Genomic DNA, 17,073 nt, shown 5'->3' with positions numbered 1-17,073 from the left:
GACACCACGTTGTTGGGTATGAAAGGAATCATTATCCGCCAGGGCAATCGGAAAAGGTAGGGGTAAACCCGCAGTGGGCCAATCCTCCGCGGGTTGTTTGCCAAGATGTGTCAGGCGAGGGAAGGATCGCGTTGTTTTCCTTCGATAACATTCGTCAACGCTTCTTCAAGTTCAAAATAGCGGAAAGTGAATCCTGCTTCTTCGAGGCGTTTGGGAATGGCGCGTTGACCACCGAGTACCAGAATCGCGCCTTCACCCATCATTAATTTAACGGCAAAGGCGGGGACACGGATAAAAGCCGGTCGGTGAAGTACCTGGCCGAGCATGGCGGAAAATTGCTCATTATGCGCCGGGTACGGAGCCACCATATTAAAAGGCCCGCTGAGTTGCGGGTGGGTCAACAGATAAAGAATCCCGGCGATCATATCGTCGATATGGATCCAGGCCAGGTATTGCTTTCCGTCTCCAAAGGGGCCGCCTAAACCAAGACGGAAAGGGGGCAGCATTTTCGCCAGAATTCCCCCTTTCGGCGCCAGCACGACGCCAGTACGCAGCAGGCAAACGCGGGTGCGATCGCTTTGCGCAGCCAACGCCAGCGCCTCCCATTTGGCGCAAAGTTGATGGGTAAACTCGTCGTGCGGCGTTTCCTCTTCTGTTACGACGGCCTGCCCCTGATCGCCGTAATAACCCGCAGCAGAACCGGAAATAAACACCGCGGGTGGATTCTCGCTGGCCTTGATTAACTCGGTGAGTCGTCCGGTTATTTGCCAACGGCTTTCACAGAGGATTTTTTTCTGTTGCTCTGTCCAGCGCTTGTCAGCAATAGGTTCGCCTGCGAGGTTAATCACCGCATCAAAGCCATCGAGCGAAGTTTGTGTCTCCAGGTCTGGCCAATAGTTGACACGGTCAGCAAAGATACGTCTGGCGCGTTGGGTATCGCGGGTCAGGATAGTCACCTGATGCGAGAGAGAAAGGAGTCGTTCAGTCAGAGTGCTGCCGATCAGGCCAGTGGCACCGGTAATTAGAATTCGCATGGTTTCTCTCCTTCGCCATGAACGCGCCCGCTATGCGTTTTCTCGCCGATAGCTCATGGTCATCGACACGGAATCGGCATAACGCAGCGCATGAAGTTTATCGATCTCTACTTCAGCATAGGTTACCCAAGGATGTTGCCGCGCGATATTGAGCACATCCTGCGTTAATTTTTCCAGCAGAGCGAAGCGGTTTTGCTCAACCAACTGAATGATCTCTTTGGTGATGGTGCGATAATTCAACGCATCCGCTATGTTTTCGCTGTCACGCGCCTTTTCTGCCGGGTAGTGGATCACCACGTTAATCACAATATCCTGTTTATTATTAATTTCTTCCTCCTTGATCCCAATATAGGTACGGAGTCGCAGGTTTTTGATGCGGATGATCGCGTCAGGTTGATTCAGGGGCATGGGGAGAAACCTCAATGTGCGCAGTGATGTGAGCCAGCATACACGCAAAGGCATTAAATGGTAATTCAGGTTTATGATAATACTGGGAAAATGGGTGAGAAATGCGAGGTGAAAAACCGCTCCAGCAGGAGCGGCCGGAACCAGGATTAACGCTTTTCAGCCAATTGATAGGCTTTTATCGTGGCTGGGCGGTTATTGATGCGCTCAAACCAATTGCGAACGGCTGGGAATTCAGCCAGATCAATGCGCTGGCGCTCATGGGAAACAACCCATGGATAGGTGGCAATATCAGCGATGCTGTAATGATCGCCAGCCAGGTAGGCATTTTTCTGCAGTTGCGTATTCAATACGCCATAAAGACGCTTGGTTTCCAACTGATAGCGCTCGATAGCGTAGGGTACCGGTTGCGGTGCATAGTGGTTAAAATGGTGATTCTGGCCCAACATCGGACCGAATCCAGCCACTTGCCAGAACAGCCATTGTAATGTCGATGTGCGCTCATGCAGCTCTGGACTGAGCAATTTACCCGTTTTTTCTGCGAGATAGAGTAAGATCGCGCCCGATTCAAAAATGCTGATCGGGGCACCACCGTCAATAGGTGAAGAGTCGACAATGGCCGGTATTTTGTTGTTCGGTGAGATGGCGAGGAATTCGGGTTTAAACTGTTCGCCTGTACTGATATCAATGTTATGGATGCGATACGCTAATCCTGCCTCCTCCAGGAACAAGGTTATTTTATGTCCATTTGGAGTGGGTGCGTAATACAGGTCAATCATGATGCCTCCTGCGTGGGTGATCTGTAAGTCATTACACGACAACGACATAGGGCATTGCCACTATGTCAAGATGAACCATAGTTGCTAGTACGATAACAATTAAGAATAGCAGTCTCTGCGGGATTAGTCTGAGGTTTATAACAATGAAAAACAGGAAGATGCCTGTTTTCAGTAATTATCCTGGGCGAATAACATTAGAAAGGCCCCAATACATTTTCAAGAGTGAGATATCCCAATGAAACTGATGTTTGCTGCCGATATACACGGCTCCCTCCCGGCGACTGAAAAAGTCTTGCAGCGTTTTCACTCGAGCGGCGCGGAGTGGCTGATTTTACTGGGCGATTTACTCAACCACGGGCCGCGAAACGCCTTGCCTGAGGGTTATCAACCTGCCGCCGTTGCCGACAGACTCAACGCGTTTGCCCCGCGCATTATTGCGGTTCGCGGTAACTGCGACAGTGAAGTGGATCAAATGCTTTTACAATTCCCTATCACTGCCCCTTGGCAGCAGATTTTAATGCCACAATGTCGATTGTTTTTGACGCATGGACACCTATATCATCCTTCTTCATTGCCACCATTGCGCGAAGGTGATGTGTTGGTCTATGGTCATACACATCTGCCTGTTGCTGAGTGGCAGGGTGAGATAGCGTGTTTTAACCCAGGGTCGGCAAGTATCCCGAAAGGGGGCTTTGCTGCCAGTTATGGCTTACTTGAGCAGGGGGTGCTCAAAGTGATGACTCTGGAAGACGATCAGTTGCTGATGCAAGTGGCGCTGGATGGCGTCGACAGTTCAATTTAATAATAAAACTTTGATAAACTCGTCAATCAACAACCGCGCGGCTCACATCGCGCCCAGATATAAGGTTTCATAGGATGGCGGAACAAGCTCAGACAGCAGGCAACGAGGAGTGGGTTGATATCGTAAACGAGCAAAATGAAGTCATTGCTCAATCCAGCCGTCAACAGATGCGTGCTCAGCGATTGCGCCATCGTGCTACCTATATTGTGGTGCACGATGGAATGGGAAAAATTCTGGTACAACGCAGGACAGAGACGAAAGATTTCTATCCGGGCTGGTTGGATGCAACGGCAGGCGGTGTGGTGCAGAGCGGCGAGAACATCCTTGATTCGGCGCGCCGTGAGGCCGAAGAGGAGTTGGGGATTGCCGGTGTGCCTTTTGCCGAACACGGTCTGTTCTATTTCGAAGAAGAGCAATGCCGGGTGTGGGGCGGATTATTCAGTTGCGTTTCCCACGGGCCCTTTGCCTTGCAGGAAGAAGAGATTGTGGAAGTCAGTTGGATGACGCCAGAAGAGATCACCGCGCGTTGTGATGACTTTACCCCGGATTCCCTGAAGGCTTTATCGTTGTGGTTGACGCGCAACAGTGAACAGGATTATGGCAAACCTCTGGTGCGAGAGGTGCAGATAGAGCCTTTGCCAAAGGAACAAGCGGAAAAACCTGCAAGCGACAGCACAGAGTAACCCTTCCGCCAATGATCGCTGGTTTTGCTCAGACCACCCATCATCCATAAAAAAAACGCCAGTTTTCGCTGGCGTTTTTTTATTACAACATTGAATCAACAGCGATTATTTGCTGTCGTTTTGCGCTGACTGAATAGCGGTCAATGCAACGGTGTAAACAATGTCATCTACCAGTGCGCCACGGGACAGGTCGTTGACCGGTTTGCGCATGCCTTGCAGCATTGGCCCGATGGAGACCAGATCGGCGGAACGCTGTACCGCTTTATACGTGGTGTTACCGGTGTTCAGGTCAGGGAAAATGAACACGGTCGCCTGACCGGCAACTGGCGAGTTTGGTGCCTTGGACTTCGCCACATCCGCCATGATTGCCGCATCGTATTGCAGAGGGCCGTCGATGATCAGATCCGGGCGTTTTTCCTGTGCCAGCCTGGTTGCTTCACGCACTTTCTCAACGTCACTGCCCGCACCAGAATTACCGGTTGAGTAGGAGATCATGGCGACGCGCGGCTCGATACCAAAGGCAGCAGCGGAATCCGCAGACTGGATGGCAATTTCAGACAACTGTTCAGCAGTAGGATCCGGGTTGATCGCGCAGTCACCGTAGACCAGAACCTGGTCAGGCAGCAGCATGAAGAACACGGAAGAGACCAGTGAACTGCCCGGTGCGGTTTTGATCAACTGCAACGGAGGACGGATGGTGTTGGCCGTGGTGTGAACTGCACCGGAAACCAGACCGTCGACTTCGCCCTGTTCCAGCATCAGCGTACCGAGAACCACGTTGTCTTCGAGTTGCTCACGCGCAACCACTTCGGTCATGCCTTTGCTCTTACGCAGTTCAACCAGACGCGGAACGTATTGCTCACGCACAGCCACCGGATCAACGATCTTGATGCCTTTGCCCAATACCACGCCCTGCGCAGCTGCCACGCGTTCGATCTCTTCTGGATTACCCAACAACACACATTCAGCGATACCGCGCTCAGCACAGATTGATGCGGCTTTAACCGTGCGTGGCTCATCGCCTTCTGGCAGAACAATACGTTTGCCAGCTTTACGGGCCAGTTCAGTCAGCTCATAACGGAATGCTGGCGGAGACAGGCGGCGGGAACGCTCGGAAGTTGCGCTCAGAGAGTCGACCCATTGGCTGTTAATATGGCTTGCAACGTAGTTTTGCAGTTTTTCAATGCGCTCATGGTCATCCGCAGGGACTTCCAGATTAAAGCTCTGCAGGCTCAACGACGTCTGCCAGGTGTTGGTGTCGACCATAAATAGAGGCAGGCCAGTCTGGAAGGCACGCTCACACAGCTTATTGACCTGAGCATCAATCCCATAACCACCCGTCAGCAGAACCGCACCGATTTCAATGCCATTCATTGCTGCCAGACAGGCGGCAACCAGCACATCAGGACGATCGGCAGAGGTCACCAGCAGCGAACCCGGACGGAAATGCTCCAGCATATGCGGAATGCTGCGGGCGCAGAAGGTCACGGACTTCACGCGGCGGGTGTTGATGTCGCCCTCGTTAATCACGCGCGCATTCAGGTGGCGGGCCATATCGATTGCACGGGTAGCAATCAGTTCGAAACTCCATGGAATGCAGCCCAGTACCGGCAGAGGACTGTCGGTAAACAGTTGGGTTGGATCGACCTTGGTAACGTTCGCCTTGGAAGAGTCATCGAAAATTTCGGACAGGTCAGGGCGGGTGCGGCCTTGATCATCAACTGGCGCGTTGAGTTTATTGATGATAACGCCGGTGATATTTTTGTTTTTGCTGCCACCGAAGCTGGAACTGGCCAGTTCGATACGCTCTTTCAACTGGGCCGGGGAGTCATTGCCCAACGCCAGAACAAAAACGATTTCTGCATTCAGTGTCTTGGCAATTTCGTAGTTCAGTGCGTTGGCAAACTGATGTTTGCGCGTTGGCACCAAACCTTCAACCAGAACCACTTCAGCATCTTTGGTATTTTCATGGTAACGGGCGACAATCTCTTCCATCAGCTCGTCTTGCTTGTTTGAACCCAGCAGCATTTCTACGTGGCTCATCTTCAGCGGCTCGGCAGCAGTGACGCTGGAGTTGGCACGAATGATGGTTGTGGTTTGATCTGGCGTATCACCACCAGCACGCGGCTGGGCGATAGGTTTGAAAATACTCAGGCTGACGCCTTTTTGCTCCATAGCGCGGATGACACCCAGACTGACGCTGGTCAGGCCGACACTGGTGCCTGTGGGGATCAACATAATAGTACGGGACACGGATAAACCTCTTTACGGTTGCTCAAGAGTCAAAACAACACCGTCAGCCTTGGCTGACGGTGTTGGGCTGTGTGATTATGCAGTCAGGCGTGCGGCGTCCTGGGCGATAACCAACTCTTCGTTGGTTGGGATCACCAGGGTAGGGCGGGCACCTTCTTTGTTGATAAAGCCAGATTTGCCAAAGCGGGCAGCAAGGTTACGCTCGTGGTCAATTTCCAGACCAAGAAGACCCAGTTTTGCCATGGCAAATTCACGGACCATTGCGGCGTTTTCACCGATGCCACCGGTGAAGACCACTGCGTCCAGACGGCCTTCCATCAGTGCAGCATAGGCACCGATGTACTTGGCGAGACGGTGGCAGAACACATCCATCGCACGTTTGGCATCAGGTTTGGTCGCATAATTGTCTTCAACATAACGGCAATCGCTGGTGACTTCAGTCAGACCCAACAGACCGGACTCTTTGGTCAACAGTTTGTTGATCTGATCAATGCTCATGCCCAGGGTGTCGTGCAGATGGAAAATGATCGCCGGATCGATGTCACCACTGCGGGTTCCCATCACCAGACCTTCCAGTGGGGTCAGCCCCATGGAGGTATCAATACATTTACCATTGCGAACTGCCGTAACAGAACCGCCGTTGCCCAGATGGCAAGTAATCACGTTCAGCTTTTCTACCGGAATGTTCAGCATTTTTGCTGCTTCCTGAGTCACATAGAAGTGGCTGGTACCGTGTGCGCCATAGCGGCGAATACCGTGCTCTTTATACAGGCTGTATGGCAGGGCGTAGAGGTAAGACTCTTCTGGCATGGTCTGATGGAATGCAGTGTCAAATACTGCGACATTTTTATCAGCCAATTTCGGGAAGGATTTCAACGCTTCATCAATACCGATGAGGTGTGCAGGGTTATGCAACGGTGCAAAAGAGGATGAATCTTTGATACCCTGCAATACTTCGTCATTGATGATCGCTGATTTAGTGAATTTCTCACCGCCATGAACGATACGGTGACCGATAGCGACCAACTCTGCGGAGAGTTCTGGTTTCTGTGACAGAATAGAGTTAACGATGAATTTCAGTGCTTCGCTGTGTGCAGCGCCTGCGCCCAGCGCCGCTTCTTGCTTGCCGCCATCCATTTTCCATTTGATGCGGGCTTCTGGAAGGTTGAAGCATTCGGCTAATCCGGAGATATGTTCTTCACCGTTAACCGCGTCAATGATGGCGAATTTCAGGGATGAACTGCCACAGTTAAGAACCAGTACTAGCTTACTCGACATGGAAGTACCTATTTATAGTTCGTGCTGTCCGTAAGAAACGAAGCAAAACACGTGGTTAATAAATCATCAGGCAGACATAAGCGTAGCGCATAATGTCGTTGACAATTATGATTAACATCATGCCAGAATGATTTTCAGGCGTGATGAATAAAAAACTACTGAAGTTGCTCGAAGTTTACGACAAATCGGACAACACTAAATAGTGACAGCGTGCGGTAAGGCTGTTCCACACGGCCAGCGAGTTGACATTTATTTGTCGATGGACTACCGGCCATAAAGGCCGCAGTAGAATACCGATAGCCCACTGGAAACACAAAAGATATTTAAACGTGCTAAATTTTGTTGGTGGTTTGCACAAAAATTTTAATCTTTATCTGTGAAGTTGAGGTGTTCCATGACCAGTAAACCCTCCGGTTCCGTTAGTTGGTTTCAGATTTTCCAACGCGGCCAGCACTACATGAAGACCTGGCCGTCCGACAAACGTCTGGCACCGGTATTCCCGGAAAATCGTATTGCGTGGACCACTCGTTTCGCTGTTCGCTTTATGCCACCGCTGGCCATATTTACCCTGACGTGGCAGATCGCGCTGGGTGGACAGCTTGGCCCGGCGATCGCTACGGCCCTGTTTGCCTGTAGTCTGCCTATGCAGGGATTGTGGTGGCTCGGTCGCCGCTCGGTGACGCCTCTGCCGCCCACCGTATTGCAGTGGTATCACGATGTGCGCAACAAATTGAGTGAGTCCGGTCAGGCGCTGGCACCCGTTGATGGCGTACCGACTTACCAGTCCCTGGCTGAAGTGCTGAAACGTGCCTTCAAGCAACTCGACAAAACCTTTCTGGACGATCTGTGATGATTTGCCGGAGTTGCGATCCCCGCTCCGGCAGAGTTCACGCCAATACCCTGTCTAAATCAAAGAATCGCTAGCTATTGATACCACTCGCGAAAACAGTATGCGATGCTTTGACCATTATGCCGATACCCAGGAGATCATGATGGAAATGACCAATGCCCAGCGCCTCATCCTTTCAAACCAGTACAAAATGATGACGATGCTTGACCCCGATAACGCAGAGCGCTACCGCCGTTTGCAGACCATTGTTGAACGTGGGTTCGGTTTACAGATGCGTGAGCTGGATCGTGAATTCGGCCAATTATCAGAAGAAACCTGCCGCACAATTATCAACATCATGGAAATGCACCATGCGCTGCAAGTGTCATGGGACAACCTCAAAGATCGGACGGATGTCGATGAACGTCGCCTGGCGTTCCTGGGATTTGATGCGGCAACGGAATCGCGCTATCTCAGCTATGTGCGGTTTATGGTCAATACGGAAGGTCGCTATACCCATTTTGATTCCGGAACCCACGGTTTCAATGCCCAAACCAAGATGTGGGAAAAATACCAGCGGATGCTGGCAGTGTGGTTGTCCTGCCCGCGTCAATACCATTTAAGTGCGGTTGAGATCGCGCAAATCATTAATGCCTGAATGTAAGAGAGGAATTGCCTGTGGAGTGCAAAGGGTTTTTATTTGACCTTGATGGAACATTAGTGGACTCATTACCTGCCGTTGAACGGTCATGGATTAACTGGGCGCAGAGTCGTGGGGTTAATCCACAAGAGGTTCTGGCGTTCATTCATGGCAAACAGGCAATTACCTCGTTACGGCATTTTATGCCGGGCGAAAGTGAAGAAGAGATCCAACGCGAGTTTTCGGCGCTGGAAGCGATAGAAGCCCGTGATACGGATGGCGTCGAGGCACTGCCCGGCGCACATGCGTTACTGAACCAACTGGTTGCGTTGAATATTCCCTGGGCGATCGTCACCTCCGGGACGGTTCCCGTGGCGCATGCGCGCCACGCAGCGGCTGGATTGCCGCAACCCGCCGTCTTTATTACCGCAGAACAGGTTGTGCATGGTAAACCGCAACCCGATGCCTATCTCCTGGGCGCAAAAATGTTGGGATTGCCACCGGAGAATTGTGTAGTGGTTGAGGATGCGCCTGCTGGCGTGCTCGCGGGTCTCGCGGCAGGCTGCAAAGTCATTGCCGTGAATGCCCCGGCGGATACCCCAAAATTGGAGCAGGTTGATCTGGTGCTTACCTCTCTGGCGAGCGTTAACGTAACCGGCTCGGCAAATCGGGCAGTGATCAATATCGGGTCATAAATTGTTCTTACTCTATGCAGCGCCTGTTTTCTGCTCTAAATATGATGTAAACCCCGCATAGTTGGGGTTTTTTTATGGCATTCTTACAGCGTTTTATAGACTTACCCTCATTACCATTGTTACGCCATCACCCGAATCAATCTTTTGCAGGGAGGAACCTGATTGAACAGCCAGCTGATATGGGTAGTTTCATTACTGCTGATTGCTATATCCCTATTTGCCACCAACAAGTTACGTATGGATGTCATCGCCCTGTTGGTGATAGTGGCTTTTGTTGTCAGTGGTACGCTGACCGTGCCGGAGGCCATGGCAGGGTTCAGCGATCCTAACGTGATACTGATCGCCGCTCTTTTTGTTATTGGCGATGGGTTGGTACGAACGGGGGTCGCCTATCAGGTGGGTGACTGGTTGGTGAAAGTATCAGGCAGCAGCGAAATAAAAATGCTGGTTCTACTGATGGTGACAGTCGCGCTGCTCGGTGCATTCATGAGTTCAACTGGCGTTGTGGCTATTTTCATCCCGGTCGTTATCAGCGTTACTGCGCGGATGGGGACGTCGCCAGCACGGTTAATGATGCCTCTCAGCTTTGCCGGATTGATTAGCGGGATGATGACGCTGGTCGCGACGCCACCCAATATGGTGATTAACAGCGAATTGTTGCGTGAAAACATACCCGGTTTTGGTTTCTTTGGCATAACACCCATTGGCATAGTCGTCCTCCTGATGGGCGTCGCTTATATGATGGTTGCGCGTAATTGGTTGGGCGAAGATGAGGACAAGGGCGCAAAAGAAAAATGGAAGCGCCGGACATTCCGCGATCTGATCCGCGACTATAAATTAACGGGCCGTGCCCGCCGATTGGCGATCAGGCCGGGTTCACCCTTGGTGGGGCGCACGCTGGACGATCTCCATTTGCGCAGTGAATACAGTGCGAACGTGGTGGGTATCGAGCGCTGGCGTAAGTTCCGCAGGGTGATGGTCAGTGCAACCGGTACTACCGAGTTGCATGAACGCGATGTGCTGCTGATTGACATGTCTGATACCGATGTCGATTTACGTGAGTTTTGTACTGAGCAGCAGCTCGAACCGATGGTATTGCGCGGCGATTACTTCTCGGAACAATCGCGTGATGTAGGGATGGCCGAAGTCACGCTGATTCCTGATTCGGAGTTATTGGGCAAGTCCCTGCGCCAGATGGGATTTCGTAGCCGCTACGGCCTGAACGTTGTGGGCCTTCGCCGCAATGGGACAGTTGTCCCCGGCAAGCTGGTAGATGAAGAAATACAAATCGGTGATGTTTTGCTGGTGATTGGCGACTGGAAACTGATTCGCCAACTTCAGCAGAAAACGCGCCATTTTATCGTGCTGAACTTGCCAGCGGAAATTGATGAGGTCTCACCTGCGGTCAGTCAGGCTCCCCATGCGCTATTTTGTCTGGCCTTAATGGTCGCGCTGATGCTGACGGATGAAGTGCCCAATTCGATTGCGGCGATTATCGCGTGTCTGCTGATGGGTAAGTTCCGCTGCATTGATATGGACAGCGCATACCGCGCTATTCATTGGCCCAGCCTGATTTTGATTGTCGGAATGATGCCCTTTGCCATTGCGCTGCAAAAAACCGGCGGTGTCGCGCTTATCGTTCAGGGGCTGATGGAGATCACCGGGGATGCCGGGCCGCGCATTATGTTGATTAGCCTGTTTGTACTCTGTGCCACGATTGGACTGTTTATCTCGAACACGGCAACTGCCGTGCTGATGGCGCCTATTGCGATCGCTGCTGCCCGTGAGATGGGGGTTTCCCCTTACCCGTTCACCATGATCATTGCCGTGGCCGCTTCTGCCGCCTTTATGACGCCGGTGTCCTCACCGGTCAACACGTTGGTCATGGTGCCGGGTGGTTATAAGTTCGGCGATTTTGCGCGTATCGGCGTTCCGTTTACCGTGCTGGTGATGATCGTCAGCGTGTTTCTGGTGCCGATACTGTTCCCGTTTTAATCAGAGCTGCGTATCGATACTGATCTCGTCAAGCGACAGACTGAAGCTGGGGACGAAAACCTCCATGAAATAGTCCATTTCCGGGCTATTTCGCATAGAGAGGGTCTTCTCCAGCCGGGCTTTTGCCAGCTTGAATTCATTGTTGCCCGCAGAAAGCTCCTCCAGGCATTTCAGATAGGCGCATAGCGCATCAGCCTGTTTTACTACCAATTTTTCATCTTCGGTGTAGTAATGCTCATCAAGCAGTGAACGGAAATCATTCTGTAGTTCAACAGGCAGCATTTCGATCAGCTTTTGCTGGGCGATTTTTTCTATTTTCTTGTATTCGTGGGCAATTTGCGGGTTGTAATACTTGATTGGCGTAGGCATATCGCCAGTAATCACTTCGCTGGCATCATGGTACATCGCCAGAAGTGCAACGCGATCGGCGTTGATATTGCCATTGAATTTGCGATTTTTAATCACGGCCAGCGCATGGGCGACAAACGCAACCTGCAAACTGTGCTCGGAGACGTTTTCGGTACGAACGTTGCGCATCAGCGGCCAGCGACTAATCAGTTTGAGACGGGATAGATGGGCAAAGAAGTGGCTTTGGCTCATGGTGCTCTCTTATACAACGGCAAATGAGATCATTATTCTGAGCACTTGAACGGGATTATGCAAATGGAGAGGTAAGATGAATAACCGAAGCAGGCGCTTGCCCGCTCCGGTGGCTGTTTTTTGGTCGTCAGTTTATTGGTGGTACGTTTCGAGGAAACGACCCAATTTCCTGATCGCCATCTCCAGTTCATCCACACGCGGTAGAGTAACAATGCGTACGTGATCCGGATAAGGCCAGTTAAATGCTGTGCCTTGCACCAGCAATACTTTTTCTTGCAGCAACAGATCCAGCACCAATTTCTGATCATCATGGATGTTGAATCGTTTCGCATCAATACGCGGGAACATATACAGGGCACCGCGAGGTTTAACGCAGGAGACGCCAGGAATGTCATTGATCAGTTCCCAGGCTCGATCCCGCTGCTCAACCAGGCGTCCGCCAGGCTGAATAAATTCATTGATGCTCTGGTAACCGCCAAGCGCCGTCTGAATCGCATGCTGCATCGGGACGTTGGCGCACAAGCGCATTGACGCCAGCATTTCCAGCCCTTCGATGTAGCCTTTGGCGTGCTTTTTCGGTCCATTAAGCACCATCCAGCCCTGACGGAAACCGGCAACGCGGTAGGTCTTCGATAAACCATTGAACGTGACCGTCAACAAGTCTGGCGCCAGTGCGGCAATTGAGTGGTGAACTGCGTCGTCATACAGGATCTTGTCGTAGATTTCATCGGCGAAGATGATTAAATCGTGTTGACGGGCGAGCTCGACAATCTCCATCAGCAGTTCTTTGCTGTAGACCGCCCCGGTCGGGTTATTCGGGTTGATAATCACAATGCCACGCGTGCGTGGGGTGATTTTGCTACGGATATCATCAAGATCCGGGAACCAGTCCGACGACTCATCGCAGATGTAATGTACGGCTTTACCGTTGGAAAGCGACACCGCCGCTGTCCATAACGGATAGTCAGGCGCAGGGACCAGCATTTCGTCCCCAAGGTTCAGCAACGCCTGCATTGACTGAACAATCAGTTCAGACACACCGTTACCGATGTAAATATCTTCCACGGTTACGTCACGCATATCGCGTGCCTGATAGTGCTGCATAATCGCTTTACGCGCGGAGTAGAGTCCCTTGGAATCGCAATATCCCTGGGCGGTGGGCAAGTTACGGATGACATCGACCAGAATTTCATCGGGGGCATCAAAACCGAATGGCGCGGGGTTGCCAATATTCAGTTTCAGAACTTTGTTGCCTTCTTCTTCTAGACGCTTGGCTTCTTTGAGCACCGGGCCACGAATGTCGTAACAGACGTTGTCCAGTTTGCTGGATTTTTCAATGGGGGACATAAAAAGTGGACCTTTTGCCGGAAAAGCGTGTTCCTGCCGTGGAACATTGCAATGTGCCCAATGTACTCCGACCCTAAACGCTTTTGAAGGTATACGCACAGCTTTGGTGCAAATGGTTGCCAGTTATGGCGCAAGGCGGTAATTTGGATGGGATAATTGATAATAACCAGAATTATTATCTGAATTTAGGCTAATAAGTGGGTTTATATCTTTTATAAAAATCCGTTTTAGGACAAAAATTCGACATCCGGTGTACAGCCAGCTCTACAAATGAGAGCTGGCTGTACAGTAGGGCTAGGTTCGGACGGCAGTATCCTCCATTTTTTGCCTGGCGCGTAATTGGCTCTGGTAGCCAACGTCGTTGTTTCCCCACAGATTTTCGTATGGCATACCCGCCAGTAACTCGACGGTCGCTTTCGCCTCAGGGGTGATGTTCTCAGGAAGCGGTCTGCCAGCCTGTTTCATGCGCACGGTTTCTTCACGCAACACCTGATGCGTTTGCAGATTCAACTTGAACTTCAATGAAATCAGGAAGCCGCAGCACAGCACAATCACGGTACCCACGCTGAGGATTAACAGAATCGTGTGGCGGACTTCGGGGCTTTGTTCGGTCTGGCCGGAAACAAAACCACCCAGTTGCAGCGCAATACCCACCAGCATTACAGCACCGGCCTGCGAGGCTTTGCGCGTTAACGTCATGATCCCGGCAAAGATCCCTTCGCGGCGCTGTCCGGTCACCACTTCATCGACGTCCGCAATGTAGGTATAGATATTCCAGGGAACGTAGTTGATGCCACCACGACCCAGACCGGCAATCGCCGAGATGAACAGCAGGGCGGTCATACTGTCGTGCAAACCGCTGTAATACAATAGGGCATAGGAGAACGCACTCAACGCAAACAACAGCACCACCAAACGGTAGGACGGCGCAGGCCCAAGGCGAATACACAGCGGGATCATGCCAATGACTGCTATGAACTGCAGGATTGCCATGGTTCCCATCAGACTTGATGCAACGGTGGCACTTTGCATTAACACAAAGACGACGTAATAGGTAAACACCGCGTTGAACACGTCCTGAGCGATGTAGCCGCCCAGATACATCCCAAGATGCTGGCGGAAAATGCGGATACGGAAGGTGGAAGACAACTCGGTAACCAAGCGGCGCAGGCTTTGGCCAAGGGTCAGTTGCTGCCTCGCAAATTCTGCCGCTCTTTCTTCATCGGACATCTCTTCGCGAGGACGCTCCCAGGTATTGCGGTAGACCAGAGTCAGCACAATGGCGCAAATAACCGAAAAGACCAGGCTGGAGTAGAAGAACGATATCGCATTGTCTTTGCCAAAAATACCCAGCAGGATCCCTGGCAGGAAAGCCGCGAGGATGGCTGAGAGTTGGGCGAGGGCAATACGGGTCCCCGAGAATTTGGTTTTCTGTTTGAAGTCATCGGTCATTTCCGGCACCAATGTTTCATAAGGCACCAGGATCATGGTGTAAACCACATCAAAGAACAGATAGGTCAACAGGTAGTACCAATAGCTCATGTCCCCAACCCACATCAGGCTATAACTGAACACCAGGGGGATACCGAGCAGAATGAAGAACTTTCTGCGGCCAAAGCGTTTACCCAGGCGGGTCGCACCGAAGTTATCGGTAAGAAATCCCATCAATGGGCTGACTATGGCATCCAGCACCCTGGCCATAGCAAAGATAAATGTGGCCTCTATCGGAGAGAGTCCGCAGAAGGTGGTGTAGAAATAAAGCAGCCAGGCCGCTGTCAGCGCTGTTGTACCTGCACCCAGAAAGTCCCCTGACCCATACGACAGGTACTGGACCAGGCCAATCTTCCGTTTTGTATTCATCTTCTCTCCTCGAACCTTCACCAAAATGGGTGACGAATGAAGTGGATTAACCAATACTTCTCAGGCTAAGGGGAAAAGCAATGACTTACCTTTCAGCAATTGCCATTAGATTTTTTGTTCTGGCAGACCATGAAAGGATAGGTTGATGAGGTTCACATTTTTGCTTAACAAATCTTTACCAGTGTGATTTGGGTAATAACAGCAAATTAATCAGTTTTATAGATAAATCGCCCCTTTCACTTAAAAACAAGTAAAGATACCGCCAAAAATTGTAATAAACCTCAGCGCTGAAAATTCAGGAAAAAAATTAACCGTGATGCAAATTTCGGAATAATTCGATATATGGTGAGAAAAATCTTAAATTTTATTTAAGTAATGTTTTGTATATATTGTCATCGCCTCGCGTTACTTATTGAATTAGCTTGAATAATAATAGCAAAAACGGGAGGTGAAGCACTGCCTGTCCGAGAATTCGGCTTATTTTTTGATTGATAAGAATTATCGTTTTTCGCTACTTTTATTCCAGGAACGGCCAACAAAACACTTCTTATCGGATCTAATAAGCTATTAGTTATTGACGAATTAATGGTTTTTTTCCATTCTATTCACTGCGTGAGACGAGTCTTAATGTGAAGCGTTCTTTTTTTATCAAAAAACGAGTCCGGATTTAAGTATTTTTTGCCCTCCTGTAATGAGTGGGGTACTGTCTTATCTGGTATTCTGCCTTTTGCGGATACTAAACACGCAATACCAGGGTAGTTTGTTATTAGAATTTAAAAAGTGAAGAAAACACTATGACTAACGCAACTCGTCCGATTCTTAACTTGGATCTCGATCTGCTCAGAACCTTCGTCGCCGTTGCTGATTTGAATACCTTTGCAGCAGCGGCAGCCGCTGTATGTCGCACCCAATCTGCTGTAAGTCAACAAATGCAGCGATTGGAACAGCTGGTAGGTAAAGAGTTATTTGCACGGCACGGTAGAAATAAGTTACTGACTGAACATGGGATTCAGCTATTGGGTTATGCCCGTAAAATTCTGCGCTTTAATGATGAAGCCTGCACGTCACTTATGTACAGCGACGTTGAAGGGGTTCTGACTATTGGAGCATCCGATGATACGGCTGATACGATCCTTCCTTTTGTGTTGAATCGTGTAACCTCGGTTTATCCTAAATTATCTATTGATGTTCGGGTCAAACGCAGTCCTTTCATGATTGATATGCTCGAAAAGAACGAAATCGATCTGGCAATCACTACTGTAATTGGTGAAGTCAACCACCCACATGTCATTTTAAGGACATCGCCGACGCTATGGTACTGCGCCGCCGATTATAAATTTCCTGTGGGGGATGCGATTCCTCTGGTGCTGTTGGATGAACCAAGTCCATTCCGCACCCTGGCAATCAACATGCTCAATCAGGCAGGCATTCCGTGGCGGATTGCTTATGTGGCCTCCACACTGTCTGCCATACGTGCGGCGGTGCGTGCCGGGTTGGGTGTGACGGCCCGTCCGATTGAGATGATGAGCCCAGAACTGCGCGTTCTCGGTAAAGCGGAAGGTTTGCCAGATCTTCCCGATACTCAATATGGGCTCTTCAAGAATGTGAAATGTGAGAGTGAATTGGCGACGGCCATTTTCGGTGCAATTGAAACTGGGAATGAACCCTATGCCGTAACGGGCGCTTCAGCACTGGAAGGAGATGAGCTTTTTCTGAGTGATGAAGAATAATCGCTGGTAAGTAAACTATATAAAAACCCCTTTTAATTTAAGGGGTTTTTTATTTAACCGCACGGAAATACGCCAACTGGGTCATTTCTTGTTATTAAGCGGGTTAATGCCGTCTTTTCTTACCTTATAAATCCCTTCATCAA

Annotated in this window: 15 protein-coding genes; 7 read left to right on the top strand and 8 right to left on the bottom strand. The window is 50.5% G+C overall.

Annotated features, from left to right (window positions below):
• Window positions 1–110: 110 nt before the first annotated feature.
• The 3 genes from DRI82_RS08740 to yfcG all read right to left on the bottom strand — a co-directional run bounded on the left by DRI82_RS08740 (window position 111) and on the right by yfcG (window position 2,218).
• Window positions 111–1,034, bottom strand: a complete 924-nt coding sequence (locus DRI82_RS08740) for a TIGR01777 family oxidoreductase (protein WP_114193127.1) — start codon at window positions 1,032–1,034, stop codon at window positions 111–113.
• Between the two features lie 30 nt (window positions 1,035–1,064).
• Window positions 1,065–1,442 (bottom strand): dihydroneopterin triphosphate 2'-epimerase, encoded by a 378-nt coding sequence (gene folX, locus DRI82_RS08735; RefSeq protein ID WP_114193126.1) that lies wholly within the window; start codon window positions 1,440–1,442, stop codon window positions 1,065–1,067.
• A 146-nt stretch (window positions 1,443–1,588) separates the two neighbouring features.
• Entirely contained in the window at window positions 1,589–2,218 is a 630-nt protein-coding gene (yfcG, locus tag DRI82_RS08730; protein WP_114193125.1) for a GSH-dependent disulfide bond oxidoreductase, read from the bottom strand.
• 235 nt (window positions 2,219–2,453) lie between these two features.
• Here yfcG and yfcE point away from each other — a divergent pair, with 235 nt between their 5' ends.
• Window positions 2,454–3,020, top strand: coding sequence for a phosphodiesterase (gene yfcE, locus DRI82_RS08725; protein WP_114193124.1), 567 nt, complete (start codon window positions 2,454–2,456; stop codon window positions 3,018–3,020).
• Window positions 3,021–3,094: 74 nt separating this feature from the next.
• A complete protein-coding gene (gene yfcD, locus DRI82_RS08720; protein WP_114193123.1) occupies window positions 3,095–3,703 on the top strand; it encodes an NUDIX hydrolase YfcD in 609 nt (202 codons plus the stop codon).
• 105 nt (window positions 3,704–3,808) lie between these two features.
• Here yfcD and pta read toward each other — a convergent pair whose 3' ends face one another.
• Both pta and ackA read right to left on the bottom strand, forming a co-directional pair.
• The gene (gene pta / locus DRI82_RS08715) at window positions 3,809–5,941 is read right to left on the bottom strand and encodes a phosphate acetyltransferase (protein ID WP_211317645.1); all 2,133 of its coding nucleotides are present in this window, start codon (window positions 5,939–5,941) and stop codon (window positions 3,809–3,811) included.
• Window positions 5,942–6,031: 90 nt separating this feature from the next.
• A complete protein-coding gene (gene ackA / locus DRI82_RS08710; RefSeq protein ID WP_114193121.1) occupies window positions 6,032–7,234 on the bottom strand; it encodes an acetate kinase in 1,203 nt (400 codons plus the stop codon).
• A 394-nt stretch (window positions 7,235–7,628) separates the two neighbouring features.
• Between ackA and yfbV the strand changes: the two genes are divergently transcribed.
• The 4 genes from yfbV to DRI82_RS08690 all read left to right on the top strand — a co-directional run bounded on the left by yfbV (window position 7,629) and on the right by DRI82_RS08690 (window position 11,393).
• Window positions 7,629–8,084, top strand: a complete 456-nt coding sequence (yfbV, locus tag DRI82_RS08705; protein WP_114193120.1) for a terminus macrodomain insulation protein YfbV — start codon at window positions 7,629–7,631, stop codon at window positions 8,082–8,084.
• A gap of 142 nt (window positions 8,085–8,226) precedes the next feature.
• Window positions 8,227–8,721 carry a YfbU family protein gene (locus DRI82_RS08700; protein WP_114193119.1) on the top strand — a complete coding sequence of 165 codons (495 nt, stop codon included), beginning with the start codon at window positions 8,227–8,229 and terminating at the stop codon, window positions 8,719–8,721.
• Window positions 8,722–8,741: 20 nt separating this feature from the next.
• Window positions 8,742–9,398 (top strand): sugar phosphatase, encoded by a 657-nt coding sequence (locus DRI82_RS08695; protein WP_170138692.1) that lies wholly within the window; start codon window positions 8,742–8,744, stop codon window positions 9,396–9,398.
• A 162-nt stretch (window positions 9,399–9,560) separates the two neighbouring features.
• Window positions 9,561–11,393, top strand: coding sequence for an SLC13 family permease (locus DRI82_RS08690; protein ID WP_114193117.1), 1,833 nt, complete (start codon window positions 9,561–9,563; stop codon window positions 11,391–11,393).
• Here the strand turns inward: DRI82_RS08690 and yfbR are convergent, their stop codons facing one another.
• The 3 genes from yfbR to DRI82_RS08675 form a co-directional block, all read right to left on the bottom strand.
• A complete protein-coding gene (yfbR, locus tag DRI82_RS08685) occupies window positions 11,394–11,993 on the bottom strand; it encodes a 5'-deoxynucleotidase (RefSeq protein WP_114193116.1) in 600 nt (199 codons plus the stop codon). It lies immediately after the preceding gene.
• A 132-nt stretch (window positions 11,994–12,125) separates the two neighbouring features.
• Window positions 12,126–13,340 (bottom strand): pyridoxal phosphate-dependent aminotransferase, encoded by a 1,215-nt coding sequence (locus DRI82_RS08680; protein ID WP_114193115.1) that lies wholly within the window; start codon window positions 13,338–13,340, stop codon window positions 12,126–12,128.
• Window positions 13,341–13,634: 294 nt separating this feature from the next.
• Window positions 13,635–15,200, bottom strand: coding sequence for an MFS transporter (locus DRI82_RS08675; protein ID WP_114193114.1), 1,566 nt, complete (start codon window positions 15,198–15,200; stop codon window positions 13,635–13,637).
• Between the two features lie 794 nt (window positions 15,201–15,994).
• On the opposite strand from DRI82_RS08675, the gene lrhA reads away from it, so the two are divergent.
• On the top strand, window positions 15,995–16,930 hold the full coding sequence (gene lrhA / locus DRI82_RS08670) for a transcriptional regulator LrhA (protein ID WP_114193113.1): 936 nt from the start codon (window positions 15,995–15,997) through the stop codon (window positions 16,928–16,930).
• The last annotated feature ends 143 nt before the right edge of the window (window positions 16,931–17,073 follow it).

Origin of the sequence: Edaphovirga cremea (genome assembly GCF_003332275.1) — a bacterium.
GTDB classification, from domain to species: Bacteria; Pseudomonadota; Gammaproteobacteria; order Enterobacterales; family Enterobacteriaceae; genus Edaphovirga; species Edaphovirga cremea.
The sequence above is the reverse complement of the archived record's forward strand: the minus strand, read 5'-3'. Positions and strand labels throughout refer to the sequence as shown.